The following is a 23,272-nucleotide window of genomic DNA, read 5'->3' as shown; positions in this document are numbered from 1 at the left end:
GGCCGGGCCGACCCGATAGCATAAGGGAGGAGCGCCGAATGAGCAACAGCATCGTATTCATGTCCGACGAGCACAATCCGTTTTACTCCGCCGTATACGGCCACGTCTTCCTTCGCACGCCGAACATGGAGCGATTGGCGGCGGAAGGCACTGTGTACGAAAATGCGTATTGTCCGTCGCCGCTCTGCTCGCCGAGCCGTTCCGCGTTCATGTCCGGCCGGCGCGTTCACGAGCTGCAAACCTACAACAACTGCAATGTCGGGCTGCGAACCGATTTCCCGACCTACGGAAAGGTGCTGCGGGACCAAGGCGTATACACGGTCCATTTCGGCAAAACGCATGTATACGATGCGGGCAAGCGGCTCGGATTTTCGGAAATCCATCACGGCAAAGACTCTAAACCGCCCGGCGATACGAATTTCCGTCGCAGGCCGCTTGCGATCCGCAAAGATGCGGCGCAGCGGGCGGACGGCTACGGCGTCAAAGAGACCGCCTTCGACGGCGACTTGAACGTGATGAACGATGCGCTCAAGTGGCTGCGGGAGGCCGCGCCGACATTGCGTCAGCCGTGGTGCTTGACGATCAATCTTCTGAACCCGCATTTCCCGCAGTGGAATACGCGGAAGTATTGGGACCTGTACCCGGAGGGAGGCGACCTTCCCCGGTTCGGGAAAGAGACGGGAAGCGCCGATCATCCGTATGCGCGCGATTTGCGGGCTCATTTCGAAACGGATCTGTTTACCGAGGAGCAGGTGCGCGGTTTGCGCAGAGGCTACTTGGGCAATGTAGCGTTTATCGACGATCAGCTCGGCAGACTGCTCGACGTATTGCAGGATATCGGACTGAAGGACGAAACGAACGTCATTTACACGTCCGATCACGGGGAAATGCTCGGTAAATTCGGCATGTGGTGGAAATGCTCGCTCTATGAGGACTCCGTCCGAATTCCGTGCATTGCGGCCGGGCCCGATTTTGCGAAAGGAAAACGGGTGGAAACGCCGGTCGATCTTCACGACGTGCAGGCATCGCTCTTTCATGCCGCAGGGGCGGCCAGACCCGAGCATTGGGCGGGCGATCCGTTGCAGACCATCGGCGATCGGGACTCCGAGCGGGTCGTGTTTTCGGAATATCACGGTCACGGGACAAGATCCGGCGCTTATTTGATCCGCAAAGGGGATTGGAAGCTGATCTACTGTACCGAAGCGCCGCATCAGCTGTTCCATTTGCGGGAAGACCCGGATGAGCTGCGCAATGCGTATGCGGATTATCCGGAAAAAGCCGCCGAGCTCGAGGCCGAGCTGCGCCGCATTTGTTCGCCGGAGCTCGAGGACGAGAGAGCGCACAGGTTTCAGCAGGGGCAGCTGCGCATGCTGCAGGAAAACGATTTCGGCGGCGCGTTATGACCGGAAGGTCCGAAACGGCTTGCCGTATCTCACCAAAACATGCCACAGCAGCTTCAATTCCTGAAGCGCTTCCTTGTACGTTCCGCGGTCGCTCCAGCGGTCCGGGTCGCGTTTCAGATCGATTGCCGCGGCTCCGATCGCGCTCGCGTCGATAACGCCGTTTCGCGCTATCCGCTTGGCCAAGGAAGGCATCGACGGCCCCCGAAAGTCGGTCGGAACGTCGTCGGCCGCAAGGGCGAAGCCCATGTGCCAGTACAACCGGATCGAATATTTCAGGCATAGCTGCTCCAACGTTCGTCCGACGGGAGTATCTTGAAACGACGGATCGGCGACCAGCGCCTCCACGTCTTGTTCCAGGGAAATATCGCCGTGCACCTGGGCTTCGATATAATGGTTCAGGTTGCGAACGGCGTCCCGGTTCGCCGGATCCGGGAACGGCTTGTCGAGCCGGTCGAGCAGATGGCCGATCAGTTTCCGCGGCGCGGCGTTTTTTTCGCCGATGGCGAAGTCGCTGAAAAACGCATCCTTCAGAAGGGCGGCCAACACGAGATCGAACGCCTCGTACGTCCCTTTCTCCTTCGGGTCCTGATGCGAATCCAAATACGTATACGTGCACCGGCGCGATACGGCCGGAGCGAGCAGGAAATAGCACGATCCGAAGCGCGGGGCCGGCCCGTCCGGGTGCAGCATCACATTCAGCGCGCCGTACTTGGGGCGCTGGCTGTTGGTCGCGCCCTCCTGCTGATAGGCTCCTCCGAACAGTTTCGCCTCCCAAAGGTCGCGCTCGCCTCCGGGGTAAGCCGATACGCTGCCGTTCGACAGCAAAGTCTCGAATTGGCTCTTGTACATGCCTTGCTCCAGCAGCGATTCGGCGACGAGCTTCATCGTCGCGTCCGGCCGGTCCGGATGAAAGTGAAGGGCGACCCGCGCGTGCGCCTTTAGCTTGGCGACAGCGGCTTCGAAGGCAGGCCGCGAAATATCGGACATGGCCAAAATTTCCCCGATCGTCCGCTTCGCTTCGCGTTCATGGCTTCTTGCGTACTCGGTCATGTGCTTCAATGCCGACAATTGCGATTTCGATAAAGTCATGGGCGGCCGGCTCACTCCTTTCTTGCGTCCGGAAGGGGGAATCGTAACGTGATGTGATTTGACACCCATCATACCATATCGGTTTCCGCCGTTGAAGATCGCGGTTGCCGATTACGAAGACAACAAAAACAGTCGCAGAGTACCGGCGTCATGCCGGTGCCCTGCGACTTTGCGGTGCGAGTTGTTAGTTCATTGGCTTTGCTCGTCGGCCGAAGGGCCATAGAGCCCCGGAACCGGAATGTCGAGAAGCCGCAAATAAACCCCGAGCTGCGCCCGGTGGTGAACCATATGGCTCAACCCGAACGTGCGAAGCGCGATCGCCCGCGGCTCGCGGAGGATGATATGGTCGCCGTGGCGCAGCGTCCATTCTTCGCCGAGCGTTTTCTCGTCGCATTCGGCGAGCAGCTTTTCCAGCTTAACGAGGTTCGCGTCGAACTCCTCCAGAATGTCGGCGCGTTTTTCCAAAGCTTCCCGCCGAAGCGGCACGGTCGACAGATCGAACTCCGGGTGCTGAAAAATCGCGACCTGCCAGTTCAGCAGATTGATCAGGTGCGTGGCCAGCCCGCCGAGCGTCATCGATTTCTCGTGCGGCTTCCACGACATCTGTTCCTCGGGCAACCGTTCCAGGATGCGGCGCGTAGTGGAGAGCTCATGCGTCGCGTCGCCGACGATCAGTTGTTTGACCATAATTTCCTCTCCTCTCTCAATAGCTAGCATACTATAAACCTCGTTGAGCGGGAAAGGTTTGTATTTCGGCTGCAGGCAGACGGTTGGGAGGGCGGCATGCTTCAACCCGGGTTCAGCCGCTCCCGTAAACGGCCGCCGGCTCCGGCAGCGGCCGGCCGATCGCGTCCACGGCATACCCGAAGCCGGATCCGCCGATCAAGCTGCCGAGCTCGACGACCCCGTTCGTTCGCGTATACAGGCCGGGATGAACGGCGGCTTCGTAACGGGACGCTTCCGGGTAAAACTGCATGCTGTTCGTTTCCACGCCCATAATCGTTCCGGCATGCCGGGCGAGCAGCAGATGCGGCATTTGCGCCAGCATCGGATTCGTCAAATCCTGCACCATCAGCGTCATCCCGTGCGCTTTCGCCCAGCACAGGCTGAGCAGCGCGCCGGTCTGCGTCTTGCACGTCTTCAGGGCGACGGAGCTCCAGCCGAGCTCGCGGCCCAGCTTGACGAGCTCCCAATCGTGGGCGCTCTCGTCCATGAACAGCGGCTTGCGGGCGCTGACGCTGCGCACGTCGATCGGATTCGCCTCCAGATCGTACGGAAACGGCTGCTCGATGTACAGGATCGATTTGTAAATGTCCGGGTGCTCGATCAGCAAACGGTCCAGCATGTCGTTTACGTAAGCGCAGTCGGTCACCTGGCAGTTGTAGTCGGCGGACAGCCACCGCACGCCGCCCTCGAGCGCGAGCCGTCCCGCCAGCCGCATGCGGTCGTAATCCCAGTCCGCGTCGACGCCCGTCAGCTTGATTTTCACGCAGGCGAGCCGGTCCCGCTTGATCCAGTCTTCGAGCGCGTACGGATACCCGTCGTCTCCGAGATCCGCTGGAAGCTCGCGGCGGTACAAATAGTCTTTGCCGCCGAGCAGGTGCCAGGCGACGAGCTGCGACGATTTCGGCACGACCAAGTAATGCTCCGGATATTTCCCGGAAAAACGCCCCGCCGTACCGTCCGCCGCCGTCAAATAGGCGGACAGATCGGCGTTCATATAGTCGGCGTTGTACGCGGCGTAGATCGGCACCCGGTTCGCCTGTCCGTAGGCGTCGTGCAGCGCGAGATCGAACGGCGAGAAGCAGACGAGCGCCGCCAGGTAGGGCAGGTCCAGCCCGGACGACTGCCGGAAGCGCTCCGTCAGCTCCTGCAGCGCGTCCTTCTGAAACCGGTAGCCGAGCTCGAAGGCGTGCCCGGCGTCGTCCCGTCCGGCCCAAGCGTCCGCGACGAGCAGACAGAAGTCGCGCAGCGCACGCTCCCGGACGTCGTAGGACAAGTCGCCGGGCCATACCCACTGCACGCTGAGCGGCGTTTCGCCCCAGCCGGTCGCCCGCGCGCCGCCGCGCGTTTCGACTTCTACGCACACGCGGGCGCACGTGACGTGCGTCAGCACCTCCGCGCCGAATTTGAGCGGGATGCGGGTCTGTACCGGCAAAAAATACAGCTTCAGCCCTTTGACGCGAATATCATGCATGTTCATGCGAGCCTTCAGCCTCCCCGAACGCTTGGCGGATATAGGCGAATTCCCGCTTGAGCGCTTCGATATGCCGCTTCTTGTCCTGCGGATGATAAAACGGCTGCACGTTGACGACGACCGGCCGATCCAGCTTCCGCAGGCTCGCGCCGATCTCGTGCCAGTTCAGGACGCCTTCGTCGCACGGCCCCCATGCGGCCGACCAGCCTTTGTTCGGCGCGTGCCGTCCGTCCGGATCGCGCTTCCAGACGACGTCCTTGACGCCGACGGCCGCTACATGGTCCCCCAGCGTGTCCAGCGCCTTGCCGAAATGCTCCCGGCCTTCGTGGAACTGATTCCCCGGGTCGAGCATAACGCCGACATGCTCCGGCGGAAGGCCGCGCACGGCGGCAAGCGCGGAAACCGAATGCTGGATCAGCTGCGAGTAGCCGTGATGCACCTGATACACCGCCTTCAACCGGTGCGCTTCGCACAGCCCGGCCAGCTTCTCCATTTGCCGCCGCGCGTCGTTCAGTTGGTCGGCAAGCGGGAGCGACGGCTCGTACGGGAAGTAGCCCATGCGAAACGCCTCGATGCCGAGGTCGGCCATGACCGCGAGCGGCTCGGCGTTTTCCGCCAGCATGCCCGGCGTATACGGCGTCGTGGCGAACCGCACCCGAACCCCCCGCGATTGCATGCCGCGGACGAAGGCCGGCGCTTCCCGGGCCAGCCCGTCCGGCGTTACCCAATACCCGTCGCGTACGACGAGATCGACGCAATCGAATCCCGTTTCATGCAAAAGGGCGGCGAGCTCACCCGGCGACACGCCGGCGAGCATTTTCGGAAATAAACTGTATAGGGGTCGCATAACGGTTCGCCTCCTAAGCCATCGTCGCCAGCATGCTCCGATCGACGACCATAAGCGGCCGTCCCCCGCTTGCGAACGCCGCGATATCGTCGACCGCCTGATCGCCGATATGGGTGCTCGCTCCGCCCGCCAAATGCGACGTGTAGATGACGTTCGGGAGCGTGCGGATCGGATTGTCCGGCAGCGCGGGCTCCGGGTCGGACACGTCGAGAAAGGCGAACAGCCTCCCGCGCTGCAGCTCGCGGATAAGCGCTTGCTCGTCGATGCAGTCTCCCCTCGACGTATTGATGAAGACGGCGTCGTCCTTCATCGCCCGAAACTGCTCCTCCTTCAGCAAATGGTACGTCTCGCTCGTCTTGGGCGTATGCAGCGTAATCGCGTCGCAGGCGGCGCACAGCTCCGTCAGCGAGTCGACATTCGTCACGCCGAGCTTCGCCGCCCCGTCCGCCGTCAAATACGGATCGTAGAGCAGCACGCGGGTTTGGAACGGGCGCAGCAGCTCCACGACCTGCCGGCCGACCGAGGAAGCGCCGATGATTCCGACGGTCGCTTTCGCCAAATACAGCTTGTTCGCAGGCTTTTTGCCCTGCTCCGTCCGGTTTTGCAGCGCGTTCGGCACGATTCGCCGCAAGCCGATAATGAGCTCGCCGAGCACCATTTCGGCGACCGTCTTGGCGATCGCCGGCGCGCACGAGGCGACCAGCAGCGAACGGCCGCGCAAATCGTGGGTGAAAAAATGTTTGACGCTGCCGGCCGCATGCTCCCACAGCTTCAAGTTACCGCACCGATCCAAAATCCGCCTGGTCGGAATCGCCGTTCTCCACGAGCCGACGGCTACGTCGCAATCGTGCAGCAATTCGCAGGCTTTCTCTTCGTCCAGCTGCTTGTCCGTGTCGTTCCAGACGACGCTCGCGAAAGATTCCAGCCGGGCCCGGCTTTCCGGGGAGAACAGCTCGCCGCTTGCGTTTGCCGGGATGAGCACGCCGACTTTGACCATATTCAGCCACATCCTTTTCCTGTACAATTACTTTTAACCTATCATGCGCGGCGGCGAAAACGAATGGCGGAAACGGCGATCTACTTGTCATTTTGTGTGATCGGCCGACGGCCGGTGCGCGCTGACGAAGGAGGAGGAGCGGGGATGGACCGGTTCGAAGTGCTTTCCGTCTTTTTCGGCCATAAAACGGCGGCGTCCGTCGTCGCGGCGCATTCGCACCCGTATTGGCAATTGGAGATCGTCACCCACGGCGGCCTGCGGTGCGCGTTTGCCGGCGACGGCTTCGCGCTGGAGGCCGGCGATATGCTGCTCGTGCCGCCGGAATGCGAGCACGGGTTCGTTTACGACAAGCCGGGCGTTTCGTGGATCACGATCCGGTTCGAGCGCGCGGAAGACGGCGAATCGCGGTGGGGAGGCGTCATCCGCGGTAGACCGTTCACCGACCGTCTCGTCTCCTCGTTCAAAATCGCCATACCCGGCTCGGCCGATAAACCGTACGAGAAAGCGTTCGTCGGCGGCTTTCTCGATGCGCTGCTGCACTATATCCGCTCCGACGAGTTCCGGCAGCCCGCCGATTCGCCCGGCGCCTTGCTCGGGCAAATTACGGACATGGTGCTGGCGCGCGGAGGGAGAGCGGTGACGGTGAGCGAGCTGGCCGAGGAGCTGTCCTATACGCGCAGCCATTTGTCCAAAAAGTTCAGGGCGATCGCCGGCGAAAGCTTGAAGGCGTACATCGACAGGCTGCGCGTCCAAAAAGCGGAGGAGCTGCTCAAGTACCGGGAGGACAGCATTTCGGAAATCGCCGCGGACCTCGGGTTCGGCGACCTTTTCTCGTTTTCGCGGTTCGTCAAAAAGCATACCGGGGCAAGCCCGCGGGAGCTGAAAGGGAAATGACGGCGGGCAACGACGGACCGGCAAACGTAAGGGGAGGACCCGTTAAATCGGCTGGTTGCCGTATTCAGGCGGTCGGGCGATTCATGAACCTGAGTATGGAAATAACGAACTTGAATGCGCTGTAGGTCGGGTTTTGGTTTCTTATGCTCCTTTTCCGGCGATTTTGGCTCGAATGAACGAATTGACGTTCGGTATTGGCGAAATATGGTTCGCTATGCTCGGGGCCGCTTTAAAAGGACGGTGGGCCCGACGCCCCCTCCCGCTCGCTTGCCGCTGCGGGCGGACGGCGGGTCAACGCCCAAAACAGCAAGGCGGCGGCGCTGACGGCGGCGCCCAGCAGGCAGACTCCGCCCCAGCCGGCGTAGGCGTACATGCCGGTCGAGGCGATGGAGCCGGCGGCGCTGCCGATCGAGTAAAAGATCATGTAGGCGGCGGTGAGCCGGCTGCGCGCCTCGGGCCGCGACGCCAAAATCAGGCTCTGATTCGCGACATGCACGGCCTGCACCGCCAAGTCGAGCATCACGACGCCGATGATCAGGGCGGCCAGCGAATGCCGGGCGTAGCCGATGGGCAGCCAGGACATCAGCAGCAAAGCCAGCGCGATACCGGTCGTTCGCTGTCCCAGCCCCCGATCGGCGAGCCTCCCGGCCCGGGCGGCCGCCAGCGCTCCGGCGGCCCCGGCGAGCCCGAACGCTCCGATCGCGGTATGGGAAAGCGACAGCGGCGGGGCGCTGAGCGGCAGCACGAGCGACGTCCACAAGATGCTGAACGCGGCGAACAGGAGCAGCGCGAGCACGGCGCGGACGCGCAGGATCCGCTCCCGGACGAACAGGTCCGCGACCGAGCGGAGCAGCTGCGGATACGAAAGCGCCGCTCTCCCGGAATCGTGCCGGGGCAGTACCCGGAACAGCGCGCCCGCCATGAGCAGCGTCGCTCCGGCGGAAGCGGCGTAAACCGCGCGCCAGCCGGCGAGGTCGGTCAGCATCCCCGCGACGAACCGCGCCAGCAAAATGCCGGTGACGACTCCGCTCGTCACCAGACCGACGACGCGTCCGCGCTCGGCCGGGGGAGCCAAAGCCGCCGCGTAAGCGACAAGCGTCTGCGTCACGACGGCCAGAAGGCCGACGGCGGCCATGCCGGCCAGCAGCACGGCGGCGGTCGGGGCGGCGCCGACCGTCAGCAGCGCCGCCGCGGACAACAGCATTTGACCGGCGATCAGCCGGCGCCGGTTCAGCAGATCGCCGAGCGGGACCAACAGAAGCAGGCCGAGGGCGTAGCACATTTGCGTCACCGTGACCACGATGCCGACGGTCGAATGGCCGATGCCGAATTCGCTCGCCAAAGCGTCGAGCAGCGGCTGGGCGTAATAGATGCCCGCGACGGCGGTGCCGCAAGCCGCCGCGAACAGCGCCGGCATGTAACGCGGCATGGAGCGGGCCGGCGTCGATGCGGCCGCTGACGCTCCTTCGGCTGCTGCGCGTGCCGCTGCCCCGCACGCCGCCTTTGGCGCCGATTCCGCTCTCGCGGCACAAGCTGCGGATAGAGACTCGTTTGTTCGTTCAAGCTTCTCCATGTATACACCTCGGATCATTTTAATGTACCGAACGGTACAATATAACTTGCACCAAATGTACATGGAGAAACGAATGATGTCAAGATTCGATCTGTCCCATTGACGCCGGTATCGATTATATTTTACAATCATAACATACTTATCGGTATGAAAAGAGGGGCTGTCATGGTACGTCGGAGGGAGTTCGACGAAGAGAATGCGTTGGAGGCGGCGATGGTCCGGTTTTGGGAGAAAGGGTACGAAGCCGTCTCGTTGACCGATTTGACGGCCGCGATGGGAATTCAGCGGCCAAGCCTGTATGCCGCCTTCGGCGACAAGAAGGAGCTGTTCGAAGCGGCGCTGCGCCGCTATACGACGCTTCACGCTTCGCGGATCAGGACCGGGCTTCAAAACGCATCGTCCGCGAAGGAAGCGTTCCGCGCCTTGTTCGAGGGAATCGTGCGGGACGAATACGAAGGGAACGCGAACCGCGGGTGCTTTTGCATCAACACGATGGTGGAGCTGGCGCCGCATGACGAGAAGTTCGAGGTGCTGACCCGGGAGCATCAGATGTACCTGGCCGCGTTATTCCAGGAAACGATCGAACGCGGGCAGCGATCCGGCGAGCTCGATCCCGCGAGCGACGCCAGAGCTTTGGCGAGGGCGCTGGTCGTATCGCTGATCGGCCTTACCGTGCTGCTCAAGTCCCGTCCGGAGCGCGCGTTTGCCGAGCAGTCGGCGGCGGTTACGCTGTCTTTGCTCAAGTAACCCGGGCCGCGGCTCGACCGCACGGCGACGCAGGCGTGCGCCGGCGAAAGACGCGCGCCGGATCGGACCGTGTTCAACGGCGGCTTACATCGGCAGCCGCTTGCGAATCCAGCGGATTTGTCCGCGGTGATTGATTTCGTCCTCGAAGACGTGGACCCATTTGAAATAGTTGTTGGCCGGATAGCCTTCCCAAAACGGCGTTTGCTCGAACAGCCAGTCGTCGCCGCGTTGTTTGAAGCCGTCCAGCGTTTTTTGCCGAACCTCGCTCAAAATCGTCAAATAGTCGGACAGCGGACGGCCTTTGATTTCGTTGCGCCCCTGCTCCCCAAGGTCCAGCGCGGCTCCCCACCCCTCCCGCATCATCTCGTCTTCGCGAATGTCCCCTTCCAAATGTAGCCATTCGGCATAAAGACGCAGGTTCCTGTTCCGTTCGTTCGTCCATACGTTCGCAAGCGACAAGCTTCGCCCTTTTCCGGAGATTAACTCCTCCATCCTGCAAAATTTGCAAAAAAATATTCTTTGCGCGCGCCCGGGCTCATACACTACAGTACGGCCGATAACGAAGGCCGACCATTCACGGCGGAACGGAGAGGGGTATGAGCTTGCGTACTCGGAACAAACGGTTGTTATCCGCGGCGGCGGCGACGGTTGCGCTGTCCGGCTTGCTGGCCGGCTGCGGCGGGAAAGGCGGCTCGGACGGCGGTTCGGGCTCCAAGGTCGTCGTCTGGTATTTGTGGGGAGGGCCGGAAGGGCAGGCGCTCGACGCCGTCATTCAAGATTTCAACGCCAGCCAGAAGCAGTATGTCGTCGAAGGGCTTTCGGTTCCCGACGAGCAGAAAATCAAGGTGGCGATCGCCGGGGGGAACGGGCCGGACTTGACCGACTCGTTCAGCTCGAACGTCGCCCCGTACGCGGAGCAGGGCATCGCGCTGCCGCTGGACGACTTGATCGCCAGAGACAAGTACAACATGGACGATTTTCTCCCGGCCGCCGCCGAAGCCGGCAAGTATAAGGGGAAGGTGTACGCGCTGCCGCTGAACGTATCGTTCTCGATGATGTACTACAACAAAAAGCTGCTCGCCGAGGCGGGCTTCAAGGAGCCGCCGAAGACGAGCAAGGAGCTGATGGACGTCGCGATCAAAACGACGAAGACGCGTCCCGACGGCACGATCGAGGTGCTCGGCTCCCCTCAATATCCGAGCGACAAGTTTTTGTTCGGTCCGCTCGCGTACGGGTTCGGGACGAATTGGGTGAGCAAGGACGCGACCCGGTTTACGTTCGACGCGCCGAGCACGCTCGAGGCGTTCCGGTTCATTTACGAATACAACAAAAGGTTCGGCGCGGACAACGTCAAGCGGGTGCAAGCATCGGGCAAATGGCTCGATCCGAACGATCCGTTCTTCATGGGCAAGCAGGCGATCCGCTTCGACGGACCGTGGATGTCCGCCCAGATGAAGAGCAAAAACATCAACGTCGATTACGGCATCGCGCCGCTCCCGTATTTGGACGGCAAGCCGGAGACGGCCGGCGGCGGCGAAAACAGCTCGTCGGTGTTCTACATCGCCAAAACGGCGAAAAACAAAGAAGGCGCCTGGGCGTTCATGAAGTTTTTGTACGAGCCGAAAAATTTGGCCAAATTCCTGTCCGTGCTGGGCAACGTCCCGGCCCAAAAGGCGGCGCTCGACGAACCGGCGATGAAGAGCATGCCCGACTACGACAAAATCATGGAGCTGAGCAAAAGCGCCAATTTGCGCTCGACGCCGAACTACGCGAAGCAGATCGATTTCGGCAAAATCGTGGAGGACGAATTGGATCAGGTGACGTTTCTGAAGAAAACGCCGGAGGAGGCGGTCAAGTCGCTGTCCGACCGATCCAAAGACCTGCTCAAATAAAGGGGCGGATCGCCCGACCGCGGCATCTCCGGCAAGAGTCTCCGGTCCCGTTGCCGGGGGCTCCATCCCGACTAAAGGCGGCGATACATCGATGCGAAGCAAGGCGAATTTGACGGGGCTGCTGTTTTCCGGCCCTTTTCTGCTCGGCTTCCTGGCGTTTACGCTGTATCCGATCTGCGCCTCCTTCGTATACAGCTTCACCGAGTTCAATTTGTTCAAGGAAGCGAAATGGGTCGGCCTCGCCAACTACCGGTGGGCGTTTCAGGAAAAAGAAGTCGGCATCAGCATTTTGAACACGCTGTACATGGTCGCGCTCGCTACGCCGGTTACGCTCGTCGTCGGACTGCTGCTCGCCCAGCTGCTCAATTTGAAGGTGCGGGGGCAATCCGTCTACCGGACGCTGTTCTACATCCCGTCCATCGTGCCGGCGATCGCGACGTCGCTCGTCTGGATGTGGGTGCTCAATCCGCAAAGCGGCATGATCAACACCGCGCTCGGCTGGATCGGCGTCAAAGGGCCGAACTGGCTGCTCGACCCGCTCTGGACGAAGCCGTCGCTCATCCTGATGAGCGCTTGGGGAGCGGGCGGGGTGATGATCATCTTTCTCGCGTCGCTGCAGGATGTGCCGAAAAGCTTGTACGAATCGGCCGAAATCGATGGCGCCGGGCCGGTCCGCAAGTTTTGGAGCATTACCGTGCCGTTCATTTCGCCGATCATTTTGTTTCAGCTCATCATGAGCCTGATCGCGTATTTTCAATATTTCGCCCAAGCGTTCATGCTGGCGTCGCTGTCCAATTCGGGAGCGGATCAGACGATGGCGGGTCCGGGCAAGTCGCTGCTGTTTTACGCCATTTTGCTGTACCGCGAGGCGTTCGTCGACTTCCGCATGGGGCATGCCAGCGCGATGGCGTGGATTTTGTTCCTGCTGTCGTCCGTCGTGACGATGGTCGTATTCCGCACGTCGAACCGCTGGGTTACGTATGGAGGCGATTAACCGCGTGGATACCCGAAAGCCGCTCTATTACAAGCTGATCGCCCACGGGCTGCTCGTCGCGTTCGGTCTCGTTTTCGTCGCGCCGCTCATCTGGCTGCTGCTCACCTCGATCAAGTCGGACCGGGAGCTGTACGCGAACCCGCCGGTGCTGTTTCCGAAGACGCCGCATTTCCGCAACTATATCGACGTATTCGGCGCCATCGACTTCGTGGGCATGACGTGGAACACGTTTTTCGTCTCGGTCCTGTGCGTCGTCGGCATTTTGCTGTCGGCCCCGCTCGTCGCCTACGCCTGCTCGCATATCGACTGGCTCGGCCGCAAGCCGCTGTTCGTCGTCATTATCGCGACGCTGCTGCTGCCGTATCAGGTGACGATGATCCCGACCTACATCATCTGGAACAAGCTGCATCTGATCGGGACGTACGTGCCGCTGATCGCGCCGGCCTTCGTCAGCGCGGGGGCGGGCTACTACATATTCATGCTGCGCCAGTTTTTCATGACGCTGCCGTCGTCGCTGTTCCAGGCGGCCCGCATCGACGGGGCGTCCGACTTCCGCATTTATTTGCAAATTTTGCTGCCCTTGTGCAAGCCGGTCATCGCAACCGTGGCCGTTTTCGTTTTTCTCGGCACATGGTCGGATTTTCTCGGGCCGCTGCTGTACTTGAACGATCAGGAGCAGTATACGCTGTCGCTCGGCTTGTATGCGTTCATGCAGACGCACTATGTGATGTGGGAAAAGCTGATGGCGGCTTCGGCGATGTTCACGCTGCCGATCGTCGTCCTGTTCTTCTTCGCGCAGAAGCAGTTTATCGAAGGGATTACGCTGACCGGGATCAAGGGGTGAGGCGGATAAATTCCCCCCGAATCGGCATGCTAACGTCTGTGGGGGTGAAAATATTGGAAAAGCGCCAGAACGACCGCGAGCACGAGCCTACGATCGCGCCCGGAATGAATACGAGCGACCCGCTGGAGGAACGGGCGACCGAGAAAGACATCGAGCGGGGCGACTATACGGAAGTCACCCGGCTGTTTTTGGACCGGACGCCGGAGAAATGAGTCCGTGCCCGCGAGTTGCGAACGACAACGGAAAGTCTGCGCCGCCCGCCATGGCGCAGACTTTTTTGCGTTCGGCCCCCATGGAATATTTTGCCCCTCCTTCACGGAAACTAAGGGACGCGAAACGGTGTTCCGGTTTGCTAACTTTATCCGGGAGGGCGAATGATGGGCATGGGCGGCAAGCGCGAATCGAATCCGTTGCCGGGACAATCGTCCGGCACGAGCGAACGGTTTTCCTCGAAAGGGTTCATCCTGGCGGCGATCGGCAGCTCGGTCGGACTCGGCAACATGTGGAAGTTTCCTTACATTACGGGCAAGTACGGCGGGGCCGCTTTTTTTCTGCTGTTCATCGTCTGCTTGATCGTCGTCGGGCTGCCGATTTTGCTGGCGGAAATGACGATCGGCCGGGGCGGGCGCGGCAATGCGGCCACTTCGTTTTACAGGCTGAGCGGAAACAAATATTGGAGCGCCTTCGGGCTGCTGTCGGTGCTGACCGCGTTCCTTATCATGTCGTATTATGCGGTCGTGGCGGGCTGGACGCTGCATTACACGGTCGAATCGTTTTCCGGCAGTCTGTTCCGCGCCGGCCTCGATTATAAAAGCAAATTCGCCGGCTTCGCCGGCAGCTATTTGCCGCTGTTCTGGCAAGCCGTCGTCATGGCGATTTGCGGCTGGGTGCTGGCGCGAGGCGTTTCCGGCGGCATCGAGGCGTTCAACAAAATACTCATTCCCGGGTTTTTTCTCATTTTGGTCGTTTTGATGATTCGTTCGCTCACCTTGCCGGGAGCGGGGGAAGGGGTAACGTTTTTCCTGCGGCCGGACTTCGGGAAGCTGAACGCCGAATCGGCGCTGGTCGCGCTCGGCCACGCGTTTTTCTCGATGTCGCTCGGGATGGGCTGCATGCTGACGTACGGCTCGTACGTAGACCCGAGGCAGTCGCTCGGCGGCGCGTCTCTGGCGATCGGAGCCGGCGATTTGCTGTATGCGTTTATCGCGGGGCTGGTCATTTTCCCGACCGTCTTTTCGTTCGGGCTCGAGCCCGGCGAAGGCGTCGGCCTGGCGTTCATGGCGCTGCCCGCGGCGTTTGCGAAAATGCCGTTCGGCTTTTTGTTCGGCGGCTTGTTTTTCCTGCTGCTGGCGATCGCCGCGCTCACTTCGGCGATCTCGATCCTGGAGGTGCCGATCGCCTACGCCATGACCCGCTGGAGCTGGAGCCGCAAGCGAGCGGCGCTCATCGTCTCCGTCTTCTGCTTCCTCGTCGGCGTGCCGTCCGCGCTGTCCGTCGGCGGCGTCCTCGACTTTTTCCGGCCCGGCGGCAAGACGTATTTCGATTGGACCGACTTTATGACGGCGTACGTGCTGATGCCGCTCGGCGGTCTCGTCGTGACGCTGTTTACCGGCTATGCGTGGAAACGGGCCGGCGAAGAGGCTGGCTTGTCCGGCTTTTGGTATGCGGCGTGGATGACGCTGCTGCGCTTCGTTTCGCCGGTGCTGATCGTGCTCGTCTTTTTGTACTCGGTCGGGTTGATCCGGTTTTAGGCGCCTGGCGAAAGCTCTTACGGACATGGCGGCCCCGGGTCCGCGTTTTCGAACATATGCGCAGCCGAAACGAAAAAAAGGCGCCTGTCCGATCGACAGGCGCCTTTTCCGCGGCCATCCGAAGCGCGGTATCCGCTGCGCCGCTCGCCCGCTTTCCCGCTCTTAAACCGGCCGCCCGGATTTCTCGGCATCGGCGTCGGAGTCGGACTGAAGCGATTCCAGCAGCTTGGCCACTTCCGGAGCGACCGGCTTGCGGCTGTTCAGCCAGCCGAGGACGACGTACAATATGCCCGAGACCAAGACGGGAGAAGCTACGAGCGTTGCGGTGCTTACGGCGATCATGTATTTGACGATCGCAAACGTGACGAGGCCCGCCGCCCACGATACAATCGCCGCCTTCGCGTCGCTGTGCTTGAAGGCGGGCAGCAGCCCGAGCAGCATCGGTATCGAGATCGGGCCGACGAGCGCGCCGAACCAAACGATCAGAAGGTTCAAAATGCCGCCGAACGATTCCTGATAAATCGCGATGACCAGCGTGATGACGATAAACGTCACCATGGCGGTCCGGGCGACGACCAAAGCCGCTTTCTCGCTCAAATTGCGGTATTGCTTCGACACGACCGGCAAAATGTCGCGCGTAATGACCGCCGTTATCGCGTTGGCGTCCGACGTCGTCATGGCCATCGTATGCGCGAACATCGAGGCGAGCACGAGTCCGATCAGCCCCGGCGGCAGCAGCTCCATCGTCATCAGCGAGTACGACTGGGTCGGATCCTTCAAGTCCGGGTAAAACAAAGGCGCCGCCCACATCGGGAAAAACAGGATGAGCGGCCATACGAGATACAGCGCTCCGGATAAAAGCGCCGCCTTGCGGGCGCTGCCGCCGCTCGGAGAAGCGATGTACCGTTGGGCGAGGTTCCAGGTCCCTCCGTTATAGCTCAAAAAATCGATCAGCAGGTACGCCAGCACGAAGCCGACGGTGTATGGCCCGACGAACGGCTGGCTGTGGCTCGGGGGAAGCCGGTCCCAGATGCCCGTCAGCGCCCCGACGCCGCCGAGCTTCGCCAGAACGATAACGAACATGGAAACGCCGGCGATCAGCTGGACGACGAATTGGGCGAAATCGGTCCAGGCGTCGGCCCACAGTCCGCCGATTGCCGAATAGACGAGGGAAATGGCGCCGGACAGTATAATGCCGACAGCCATCGGCACGCCGGCAAAAACGTTCAGCACGACCGCGATGGCCGCCCATTTCGCCCCGACATCGAACAGCTTCAGCAGGACGCCGCTCCAAGCCATCAGCTGCTGGGTCGGTACGTTGTACCGGGTCGCCAAATATTCCATCGGCGATTCGATGCGGAGCCGCTGCCGCAGCCGGGCCCATTTCGGCGCGATCAGGAAGGCGCCGACGAATATGGCGATCGAAACGGGGACCGCCCACCAGACGTAGAGCGTAAACCCGTACGTATACGCCACTCCGGCGTAAGCGACGAAAACGGCCGCGCTGTAACCGGACATATGGTGCGAAATGCCGGAAAGCCACCAGGGCATTTTTCCGCCGGCGGCGAAGAAGTCCTGCGTATCGCTGATTTGGCGAAAAGACCAGAGGCCGATGCCGACCATCAAGAGGAAAAACAAGCCCAACACGATCCAATCCGCTGCATGCATGCGATCTCCGCCTTTCGTTTTTTTCTTTAGTATGAGCCTTCCTTTATATCCCTAAACCGATTGGAACGCGAGTAAACAATTTCTGCGAGTATCGGCGCGTGCAACGGCTTATCCGGAGGACGCGGAGCGGCTTCGTTTACTTTTATTGCACACGTGTAATATAATGATGGGGAGAAGCATTCGCGGCAGCAAGCGCGTACCGAAGGAGCTGGGCCACAACGTGACCGTAACGATCAAAGACATCGCCAGACTGGCCGGCGTCAGTCATCCGACCGTATCCCGGGCGCTCAACGACGACCCCGGCGTCAACGAGGAGACGCGTCGGAAAATTTTGCAAATCGCCGAGCAGCTCGATTACGTGCCGAATTTGGCCGCCAAGCGGCTGGCCGAGCGGAAATCGAACTGCATCGGGATGATATGGCCGGCGTTCGATTCGATGTTTTTTTATAATCTGTGCAAACAAATTCGGAAGGAAGCCGCGAAAAAAGGGATGAGCGTGCTCCTGTCGCTGGACGATCCGGTCGAGGCGATGCGGACGCTGAACCAGCAGTTCGTCGATCACGTCATCTATTGGGCGGCTCCCGATTGGGTGCCGCCGGCCGAATTTTTGAAGCAAAAGCAGCTGTTCAAAGGCGACATGCTGCTGATCGGCGGTGGCGCGGTCGAAGACGCCCACTGCCTGAAAATCGACCGAAAGCACGGCATTTTCGAGGCGGTCAAACATTTGGCCGGGCTCGGCCATACGCGAATCGGCTTCATCGGGGAGACGACCGACAAATTGGTCGGGTTTACGCAAGGAATCGTCGACTGCAAGCTCGAATTCCGGAGGGATTTCCTCGTCCCCGTGACCGGCGCCCGTTCGCCCGACGAAATGTTCGACGAGAAGGCCGTATCCGAGCTTCTGATCGGCGACGACCGACCGACGGCGCTCGTACTGGACAGCCAGGCGGCGTTTCTACAGCTGGTCAGGCTGCTCAGGCTTTGCAAAATCCGCGTTCCCGACGATTTGTCCCTCATCGTCTACGACGACGTACCGGAGCTGCAAATGTTCGAGGTGCCGCTGACGACGATCGGGCCTCCGCTTCAAGCGTTGGCGGAACGGACCATCGCGATGCTGACGGAGAAAACGGACGAAACAACGCGCGAATGGCGCGAGGAAGAAATCAAAACGCAGCTGGTCGTACGGCAATCGGCTGCGCCGCCCGCCCTGTAAAATATTTCTTGGGGCGGGTTTACTTTTTGTGAACACGTGTGCTATTATGATCTCGTAATTATCACATTTTTACAGTACACGTGTGCAATTCGATATTCGATGAAAGGGGGAGCGAATCGTCCGCCGCAGCCGTGCAGATGCGTCGTCATGGGAAGCGGCGGCTGAGAGAGCGGCGAATGTTACCGTCATTTTTGACAAACAGCAAAGGGCATGCCGTCGGCGCCAAAATGAAAGCGCTTTTTCGGCGAGCCGAGTTTATCCAAAGGAGCGGGTCGAATGGTACTGACGAAACGAGCGATCATTTCCGTCGGCATGGTGGCGCTGCTGCTCGCGGCATGCGGCGGGACGAAAACCGGCGGCGGGGCGGACGTCCCGAACGATGCGGATTCGCAGCCGAAGAAGCCGATTACGCTGTACATGCTGCAGGACGGAGCGACAATCTCCGACGAAGAGTTCGCCAATCTGATCGCGGCGCCCGTAAAAGCGAAGTATCCGCACATCACCGTGGAGATGGTGCGCAACAAAAACGGCAGCAACGGGCTGAGCGAGCTGATCTCATCCGGAAATTTCCCCGATTTTATGTTCATCACGATGCTCCAGATTAAAGCTCACCGAGACCTTGGCACGACGGAAGACCTTACCCCCTACATTCAAAAATTCGGCATGAATCTCAATCGGTTCGACCCTGCGGCGATCCAAACGTCCCGGGTTTTCGGGGAGAGCGACAACTTGTACGCCGTTCCGTTCTCGCTCAACTTCCTCGCGCTGTTTTACAACAAAGATTTGTTCGACCGGTTCGGCGTATCGTATCCGAAGGAAGGGATGACGTGGCAGGACGCCATTCAGCTGGCGTCGAAGTTCGCCCGAACCGAGAACGGCGTCGAGTACAAAGGGTTGATGACGAACGCGATCGCCGACATGTCGACGCAGCTTTCGCTTCCGCGCGTCGATCCCGCGACGAAAAAGGCGCTGATTAATACCGACGGCTGGAAAAAGGTCGCGGAGATCATTCAAAGCATCAATGCGATTCCCGGCAACAAAGGAGCGAACCTGGATCATTTCCTCAAAACGCAGACGCTCGCCATGGTCGCCAGCTACGACGCGAGATTCGCCGCTCTCGAGAAACTGCACGGGACGCCGGAACAATTCAACTGGGACGTGACGCAATTTCCGAGTCACCCCGAGCGTCCGAATACGAGCTTCCAATCGACGGGCCACTTCCTGGCCGTATCGGCCTTGAGCAAATACAAAAACGAGGCGTTTCAGGTCATTCAGCTGCTGACGGGCGAACCGATCCAGACGACGATAACCGAGAACGGCCGTTTTACGGCGCTGAGCAACGAAACGATCAAAAACAAATACGGCGCAAACATGAAGTCGATGCAGGGCAAAAACATCAAAGCCGTCTTCCGAAGCTCGTTCGCGCCTCCGTATCGGCCGACCTCGTACGATCCGCTGACGAATGCGCCGCTGAACGACGCGGTCAAAAACATCGTCGACGGCGGCATGGACGTCAACACCGCGCTGCGACAAGCGGAAGAGGCGGCCAATCGGGCGATCGAAGCCGAAATGCAAGCGAAAAAATAAGACAAAGCACGCCTATCGACCGACACATTCAACGACCTGCAACGATTTGCCTATATGCGGCATGATACGGGAGGGATTTCGGATGAACGTGCGAAGCAAAAAGGGCTGGTTTGCACTCCTGCTGTCTTTATGCATGACGTTTCCGCTGCTGCCGGGGGCGGCGAAGCCGGCGGACGCCTCGGCCGCCGTCGATTTGCTGGCAAACGGCGGCTTCGAGACGGTGACAAACGGCGCCGCGGCTCCATGGGCGCCGATCGGCAATACGTGGACCGGCGCCGTACGGGTCGTCGCGGAAGCGGCGAAGAGCGGAAGCTACGGCGTTTCGATCCAGACGAGCGCCTCGAACAATCCGTGGGTGATGCAAAAGGTTCCCGTGGAGGAGGAGGCGACGTACGCTATCTCGTCCTCGTACAAGGCGATCGGCGTCTCCGGCGCGCCCGGCTACAAGGTCGAGTTTTACACGGCGCCGGACGCTTCGCCTCAAACCGCCTTGACCGGCTTTTCGTACCGCGCCCCCGCCTCCGGGCTCGACGGACAGTGGCACGAGCTGAACTACGAGGTGAAGGCTCCGGCCCGGGCCAAATACATGTTCGTCTATTTGCGGCTGTACGGCACCGGCCAAGTCTACTTCGACGACGCGTCGGCGATCAAAACGAAAGACGCGCCGCAGGTCGTGCTGACGCCGAACCAAGTCTACTACTATCCGGACCTGACGTCCGGCAGCGTCCATGTCGCGCTGAAGCCCGGAGACGGCATATTCGCGGGCAAAAAAGCGGACGTCCGGCTCGTCCGGAACGCCGACGGCGCCGTCGTATTCGCGAAAACCGATCTGGCCGCCGCCGCGGAGCTGAACGTTCCGTTTCAGCCGAACGTCCTGGAGATCGGGCAGCCGTACGTGCTGTCGGCGGAGCTGAAAGACTCCGCGGGGCAGACGGTCGAGCGCGAGGAGAGGACGATTTACCGGTGGAACCGTCCGACGACGCTGCCGGAAAACGGTCCCGTTCTGGTCGACGGCCAGCCGTTTTTCCCGGTGATCGCCTATCATGCGTATTTGGACGATCTTCCGTATTTGTCGCAGATCGGGGTGAACACGATTCAAGGCGTGAACACGTCCAGCGAAGCGACGGTGCAGACGCTGCTCGACACGGCGCAGGCGAACGGCTTGAAGGTGCTGCAGACGCTGTACCTCAACATGCAGGTGAAGGAAAATTTCGCCCTGACGGAGCGGATGGTCGCCCGGTTCAAAAGCCATCCCGCCCTGCTCGGCTGGATGATCATGGACGAACCGGTCCTTAACGGAATTCCCCAGGGAGATTTGCTCGAAGCGTACAAACGGATCCGCTCGATCGATCCCGATCATCCGACCTACATGGTCGAGTCCGAAACGTACGCTTACCGCTCGACGGGCCAGGCGACGGACATCCTCGTAACGGACGTTTATCCGTACAACGCGACGAACATGCAGCCGATTTCGGCCGTCGGGGACGGCGCGCGCAAGGCGGTGCTCGATACGGACGGCGTGAAGCCGGTATGGACCGTATTGCAGACGTTCCGGTTTCCCGGCTCATCGCCGTGGAACTATTTGCCGACGATCGGCCAAGTGCGCAACATGGCGTACCAGTCGATATTGGCCGGGAGCAAAGGTCTCGCCTACTATTCGATCAACGATCCGGGCTGGAAGCTGAAGGATTCGGAGCTGTGGAGCGGGCTGGCCGCCTTCAAAGACGAGCTGCCGCTGATCGGGGAGCTGGCGGCGCAAGGAACCAAGACGGCCGAACAAATCGGTACGGCGGTTCAATGGGGTGTCTGGAGCAAAGGGCAGGAGCAGTACGCCGTCGCGGTCAACGTAACGAAAACCGCCCAATCGGCGGAAATACCGCTCGCAAACGGAGGCAACCGGGTGCAGCTGCTGTTCGGCGACGAGCCGTCGTCGTGGGAAAGCTGGGACGGGCGGCTGAGCGTAAATCTCGGGCCGGAGCAGGCGCTCGTTTACCGCATTACGCCGTTTCAGGCGGACGTCGCGGCGGCGATCGATTCGATGCGGGATGCGGAGCCGCTTTTGCAGAATACCCATTGGCGGCAAAAGGCGGGCGATCTGTCCGCGAAGCTGGACGACGTGCGGCAGGCGCTGGCCGCAGCGGCCCCGGACGCCAAAGCCGTCATGAACAAGGCGGACAAAGCGCTGGACGACGCGGTCAAGCTGAAAGCGTGGGTCGACGGGCAGAACGATGCCGTCCTCGAAGGCAAACGGGCGTCGCTGCTCGCGCTGCTGGACGGCGTGTACGACCGGCTGCTGCCGATCGCAAGGTCGACGGTCCGCGTCGAGCTGCAGCCGTTCCCGGAGGCGAAGACGTCCGGGGAGCAGGCGATCGTAAGCGTGCAAATCCGCAACGCCGGGGATAATACGCTCCGCCCGTGGCTGCGCGTCGATTTGCCGGACGCATTCGGGCTGGCGCCGATCGAGCGGGAGTTCGGGCCCGTCCAAAGCGGCGAGACCGTATCCGCTTCGACCGACTTTACGGTGCCGTTCGCGGTTCCGGCGGGCACGTACACCGTTTCGGCATCGGTTTACTACGAATACAAAGGATCGGTGTTCCAGGTCGCATCCGCCCGCGATTTGAAAGTAACGCAGCTGCTGCAGGCGAAGCTGACGCCGGAGTCGATCGAGGCGGCGGCAGGCGGAACGTTCCCGTTCGCCGTCGAGCTGACGAACGGCTCGGCCGGACCGATCGCGGTCGAGCTGGACCGGACCGTCCCGAACGGCTTGACGGCCGAGCTCGCGGCGGCGGTGACGCTCGCCGGGCGGGAGACGAAGACGGTGCAGGGGAGCGTGACGATTCCCGCGACGGTGACGGGGGGCGTTTACGCGATGACGATCGTGCCGAAGGTGAGCGGCGCGAGCTACGCCTCGCTGCCGCTGACGGTACGGATCGACGCGAATATGGTTTATAACGGCGGCTTCGAGAAAGCTTCCGCAACGAACGCTCCGGACGGCTGGCTCATGCGGACGGGCGTATGGGACAAAACGACGGCCCATGGCGGGACGGCGTCCGCCAAGCTGAACCCGGACGCGGGCAACGGCTGGAACGTGATCAATACGGCCGAAACCAAAGAAATGCCCGTTGCGGCGGGTCGACGCTATACGTTGTCCGGCTGGGTGAAAAACGGCTCGACGGCCGGCTCGGTCGCGCTGGGCATCCGTCAAATCGACGCGAGCAACGTGTCCGTCCAGTACAATTGGGCGGAAGCGGCGAGGAGCGGCGATTGGTCAAAGGTGCAGACGACGTTCACCGCGCTGCCGCAGACGAAGCGGGTCGCCGTCTATTTCAAGCTGGATCAGCAGACGAACGGCCCGGCTTGGGTCGACGACATCGAACTGCGCGAGCTGCCGTAAGAAAGTCAGTTTGCGGCCGCCTTAACGCTTTACGGAACGAAGACCCGGCAGCGTTAATCGAGTAGGAGGGGGCGGCTAACCCCCGTCCTCTCACAACACCTAGCATGCGGGTCCGCACTAGGCGTTTCCAAAAGGTTAACAAAGTTCCAGATAACGAGAAAGCAAACTTTTCAGCCCTTTCA

At 61.0% G+C, this 23,272-nt stretch carries 19 protein-coding genes; 11 read left to right on the top strand and 8 right to left on the bottom strand.

The annotated features are described in order from the left end of the window. Positions 1 to 38: 38 nt before the first annotated feature. Entirely contained in the window at positions 39 to 1,403 is a 1,365-nt protein-coding gene (locus PV407_RS20790; RefSeq protein WP_332091912.1) for a sulfatase-like hydrolase/transferase, read from the top strand. On the opposite strand, the gene PV407_RS20785 is transcribed toward PV407_RS20790, so the two are convergent. The 5 genes from PV407_RS20785 to PV407_RS20765 form a co-directional block, all read right to left on the bottom strand. Then, the gene (locus PV407_RS20785) at positions 1,398 to 2,492 is read right to left on the bottom strand and encodes a DUF3626 domain-containing protein (RefSeq protein WP_332091911.1); all 1,095 of its coding nucleotides are present in this window, start codon (positions 2,490 to 2,492) and stop codon (positions 1,398 to 1,400) included. The two genes, PV407_RS20790 and PV407_RS20785, sit on opposite strands and share 6 nt — an antisense overlap. Before the next feature lie 189 nt (positions 2,493 to 2,681). Continuing rightward, entirely contained in the window at positions 2,682 to 3,179 is a 498-nt protein-coding gene (locus PV407_RS20780; protein WP_332091910.1) for a DinB family protein, read from the bottom strand. A gap of 112 nt (positions 3,180 to 3,291) precedes the next feature. Further along, positions 3,292 to 4,695, bottom strand: coding sequence for a hypothetical protein (locus PV407_RS20775; RefSeq protein WP_332091909.1), 1,404 nt, complete (start codon positions 4,693 to 4,695; stop codon positions 3,292 to 3,294). Further along, positions 4,682 to 5,536: a sugar phosphate isomerase/epimerase family protein gene (locus PV407_RS20770; RefSeq protein ID WP_332091907.1), complete on the bottom strand. Its 855-nt coding sequence runs from the start codon at positions 5,534 to 5,536 to the stop codon at positions 4,682 to 4,684. Before PV407_RS20770 ends, PV407_RS20775 begins: the two co-directional genes overlap by 14 nt. 13 nt (positions 5,537 to 5,549) lie before the next feature. Then, a complete protein-coding gene (locus PV407_RS20765) occupies positions 5,550 to 6,533 on the bottom strand; it encodes a hydroxyacid dehydrogenase (RefSeq protein ID WP_332091906.1) in 984 nt (327 codons plus the stop codon). Between the two features lie 144 nt (positions 6,534 to 6,677). On the opposite strand from PV407_RS20765, the gene PV407_RS20760 reads away from it, so the two are divergent. Next, complete coding sequence (locus PV407_RS20760) at positions 6,678 to 7,427, top strand: AraC family transcriptional regulator (protein WP_332091905.1); 750 nt, start codon at positions 6,678 to 6,680, stop codon at positions 7,425 to 7,427. Between the two features lie 229 nt (positions 7,428 to 7,656). On the opposite strand, the gene PV407_RS20755 is transcribed toward PV407_RS20760, so the two are convergent. Next, positions 7,657 to 8,856, bottom strand: a complete 1,200-nt coding sequence (locus tag PV407_RS20755; protein WP_332091904.1) for an MFS transporter — start codon at positions 8,854 to 8,856, stop codon at positions 7,657 to 7,659. A gap of 309 nt (positions 8,857 to 9,165) precedes the next feature. Between PV407_RS20755 and PV407_RS20750 the strand changes: the two genes are divergently transcribed. Then, positions 9,166 to 9,747 (top strand): TetR/AcrR family transcriptional regulator, encoded by a 582-nt coding sequence (locus PV407_RS20750; protein ID WP_332091903.1) that lies wholly within the window; start codon positions 9,166 to 9,168, stop codon positions 9,745 to 9,747. An 84-nt stretch (positions 9,748 to 9,831) separates the two neighbouring features. Here the strand turns inward: PV407_RS20750 and PV407_RS20745 are convergent, their stop codons facing one another. Next, on the bottom strand, positions 9,832 to 10,206 hold the full coding sequence (locus tag PV407_RS20745) for a hypothetical protein (protein ID WP_332091902.1): 375 nt from the start codon (positions 10,204 to 10,206) through the stop codon (positions 9,832 to 9,834). Between the two features lie 137 nt (positions 10,207 to 10,343). Here PV407_RS20745 and PV407_RS20740 point away from each other — a divergent pair, with 137 nt between their 5' ends. The 5 genes from PV407_RS20740 (at position 10,344) to PV407_RS20720 (ending at position 15,228) form a co-directional block, all read left to right on the top strand. Further along, a complete protein-coding gene (locus PV407_RS20740; RefSeq protein WP_332091901.1) occupies positions 10,344 to 11,639 on the top strand; it encodes an ABC transporter substrate-binding protein in 1,296 nt (431 codons plus the stop codon). A gap of 91 nt (positions 11,640 to 11,730) precedes the next feature. Then, positions 11,731 to 12,633: a carbohydrate ABC transporter permease gene (locus PV407_RS20735; RefSeq protein ID WP_332091900.1), complete on the top strand. Its 903-nt coding sequence runs from the start codon at positions 11,731 to 11,733 to the stop codon at positions 12,631 to 12,633. Positions 12,634 to 12,637: 4 nt separating this feature from the next. Further along, a complete protein-coding gene (locus PV407_RS20730) occupies positions 12,638 to 13,477 on the top strand; it encodes a carbohydrate ABC transporter permease (protein ID WP_332091899.1) in 840 nt (279 codons plus the stop codon). A gap of 53 nt (positions 13,478 to 13,530) precedes the next feature. Then, positions 13,531 to 13,689, top strand: coding sequence for a hypothetical protein (locus PV407_RS20725; RefSeq protein WP_332091898.1), 159 nt, complete (start codon positions 13,531 to 13,533; stop codon positions 13,687 to 13,689). A gap of 171 nt (positions 13,690 to 13,860) precedes the next feature. Then, positions 13,861 to 15,228 (top strand): sodium-dependent transporter, encoded by a 1,368-nt coding sequence (locus PV407_RS20720; protein WP_442951693.1) that lies wholly within the window; start codon positions 13,861 to 13,863, stop codon positions 15,226 to 15,228. Between the two features lie 162 nt (positions 15,229 to 15,390). Here the strand turns inward: PV407_RS20720 and PV407_RS20715 are convergent, their stop codons facing one another. Further along, complete coding sequence (locus PV407_RS20715; RefSeq protein WP_332091897.1) at positions 15,391 to 16,896, bottom strand: sodium:solute symporter family protein; 1,506 nt, start codon at positions 16,894 to 16,896, stop codon at positions 15,391 to 15,393. A gap of 163 nt (positions 16,897 to 17,059) precedes the next feature. Here PV407_RS20715 and PV407_RS20710 point away from each other — a divergent pair, with 163 nt between their 5' ends. From PV407_RS20710 to PV407_RS20700, 3 genes are all read left to right on the top strand, one after another. Then, a complete protein-coding gene (locus PV407_RS20710; RefSeq protein WP_332091896.1) occupies positions 17,060 to 18,109 on the top strand; it encodes a LacI family DNA-binding transcriptional regulator in 1,050 nt (349 codons plus the stop codon). Between the two features lie 276 nt (positions 18,110 to 18,385). Beyond that, positions 18,386 to 19,696, top strand: coding sequence for an ABC transporter substrate-binding protein (locus PV407_RS20705; protein WP_332091895.1), 1,311 nt, complete (start codon positions 18,386 to 18,388; stop codon positions 19,694 to 19,696). 82 nt (positions 19,697 to 19,778) lie between these two features. Next, on the top strand, positions 19,779 to 23,090 hold the full coding sequence (locus tag PV407_RS20700) for a carbohydrate binding domain-containing protein (RefSeq protein ID WP_332091894.1): 3,312 nt from the start codon (positions 19,779 to 19,781) through the stop codon (positions 23,088 to 23,090). The last annotated feature ends 182 nt before the right edge of the window (positions 23,091 to 23,272 follow it).

This window comes from Paenibacillus sp. GYB003, assembly GCF_036577625.1.
Classification (GTDB): domain Bacteria; phylum Bacillota; class Bacilli; order Paenibacillales; family NBRC-103111; genus Paenibacillus_AB.
The sequence above is the reverse complement of the archived record's forward strand: the minus strand, read 5'-3'. Positions and strand labels throughout refer to the sequence as shown.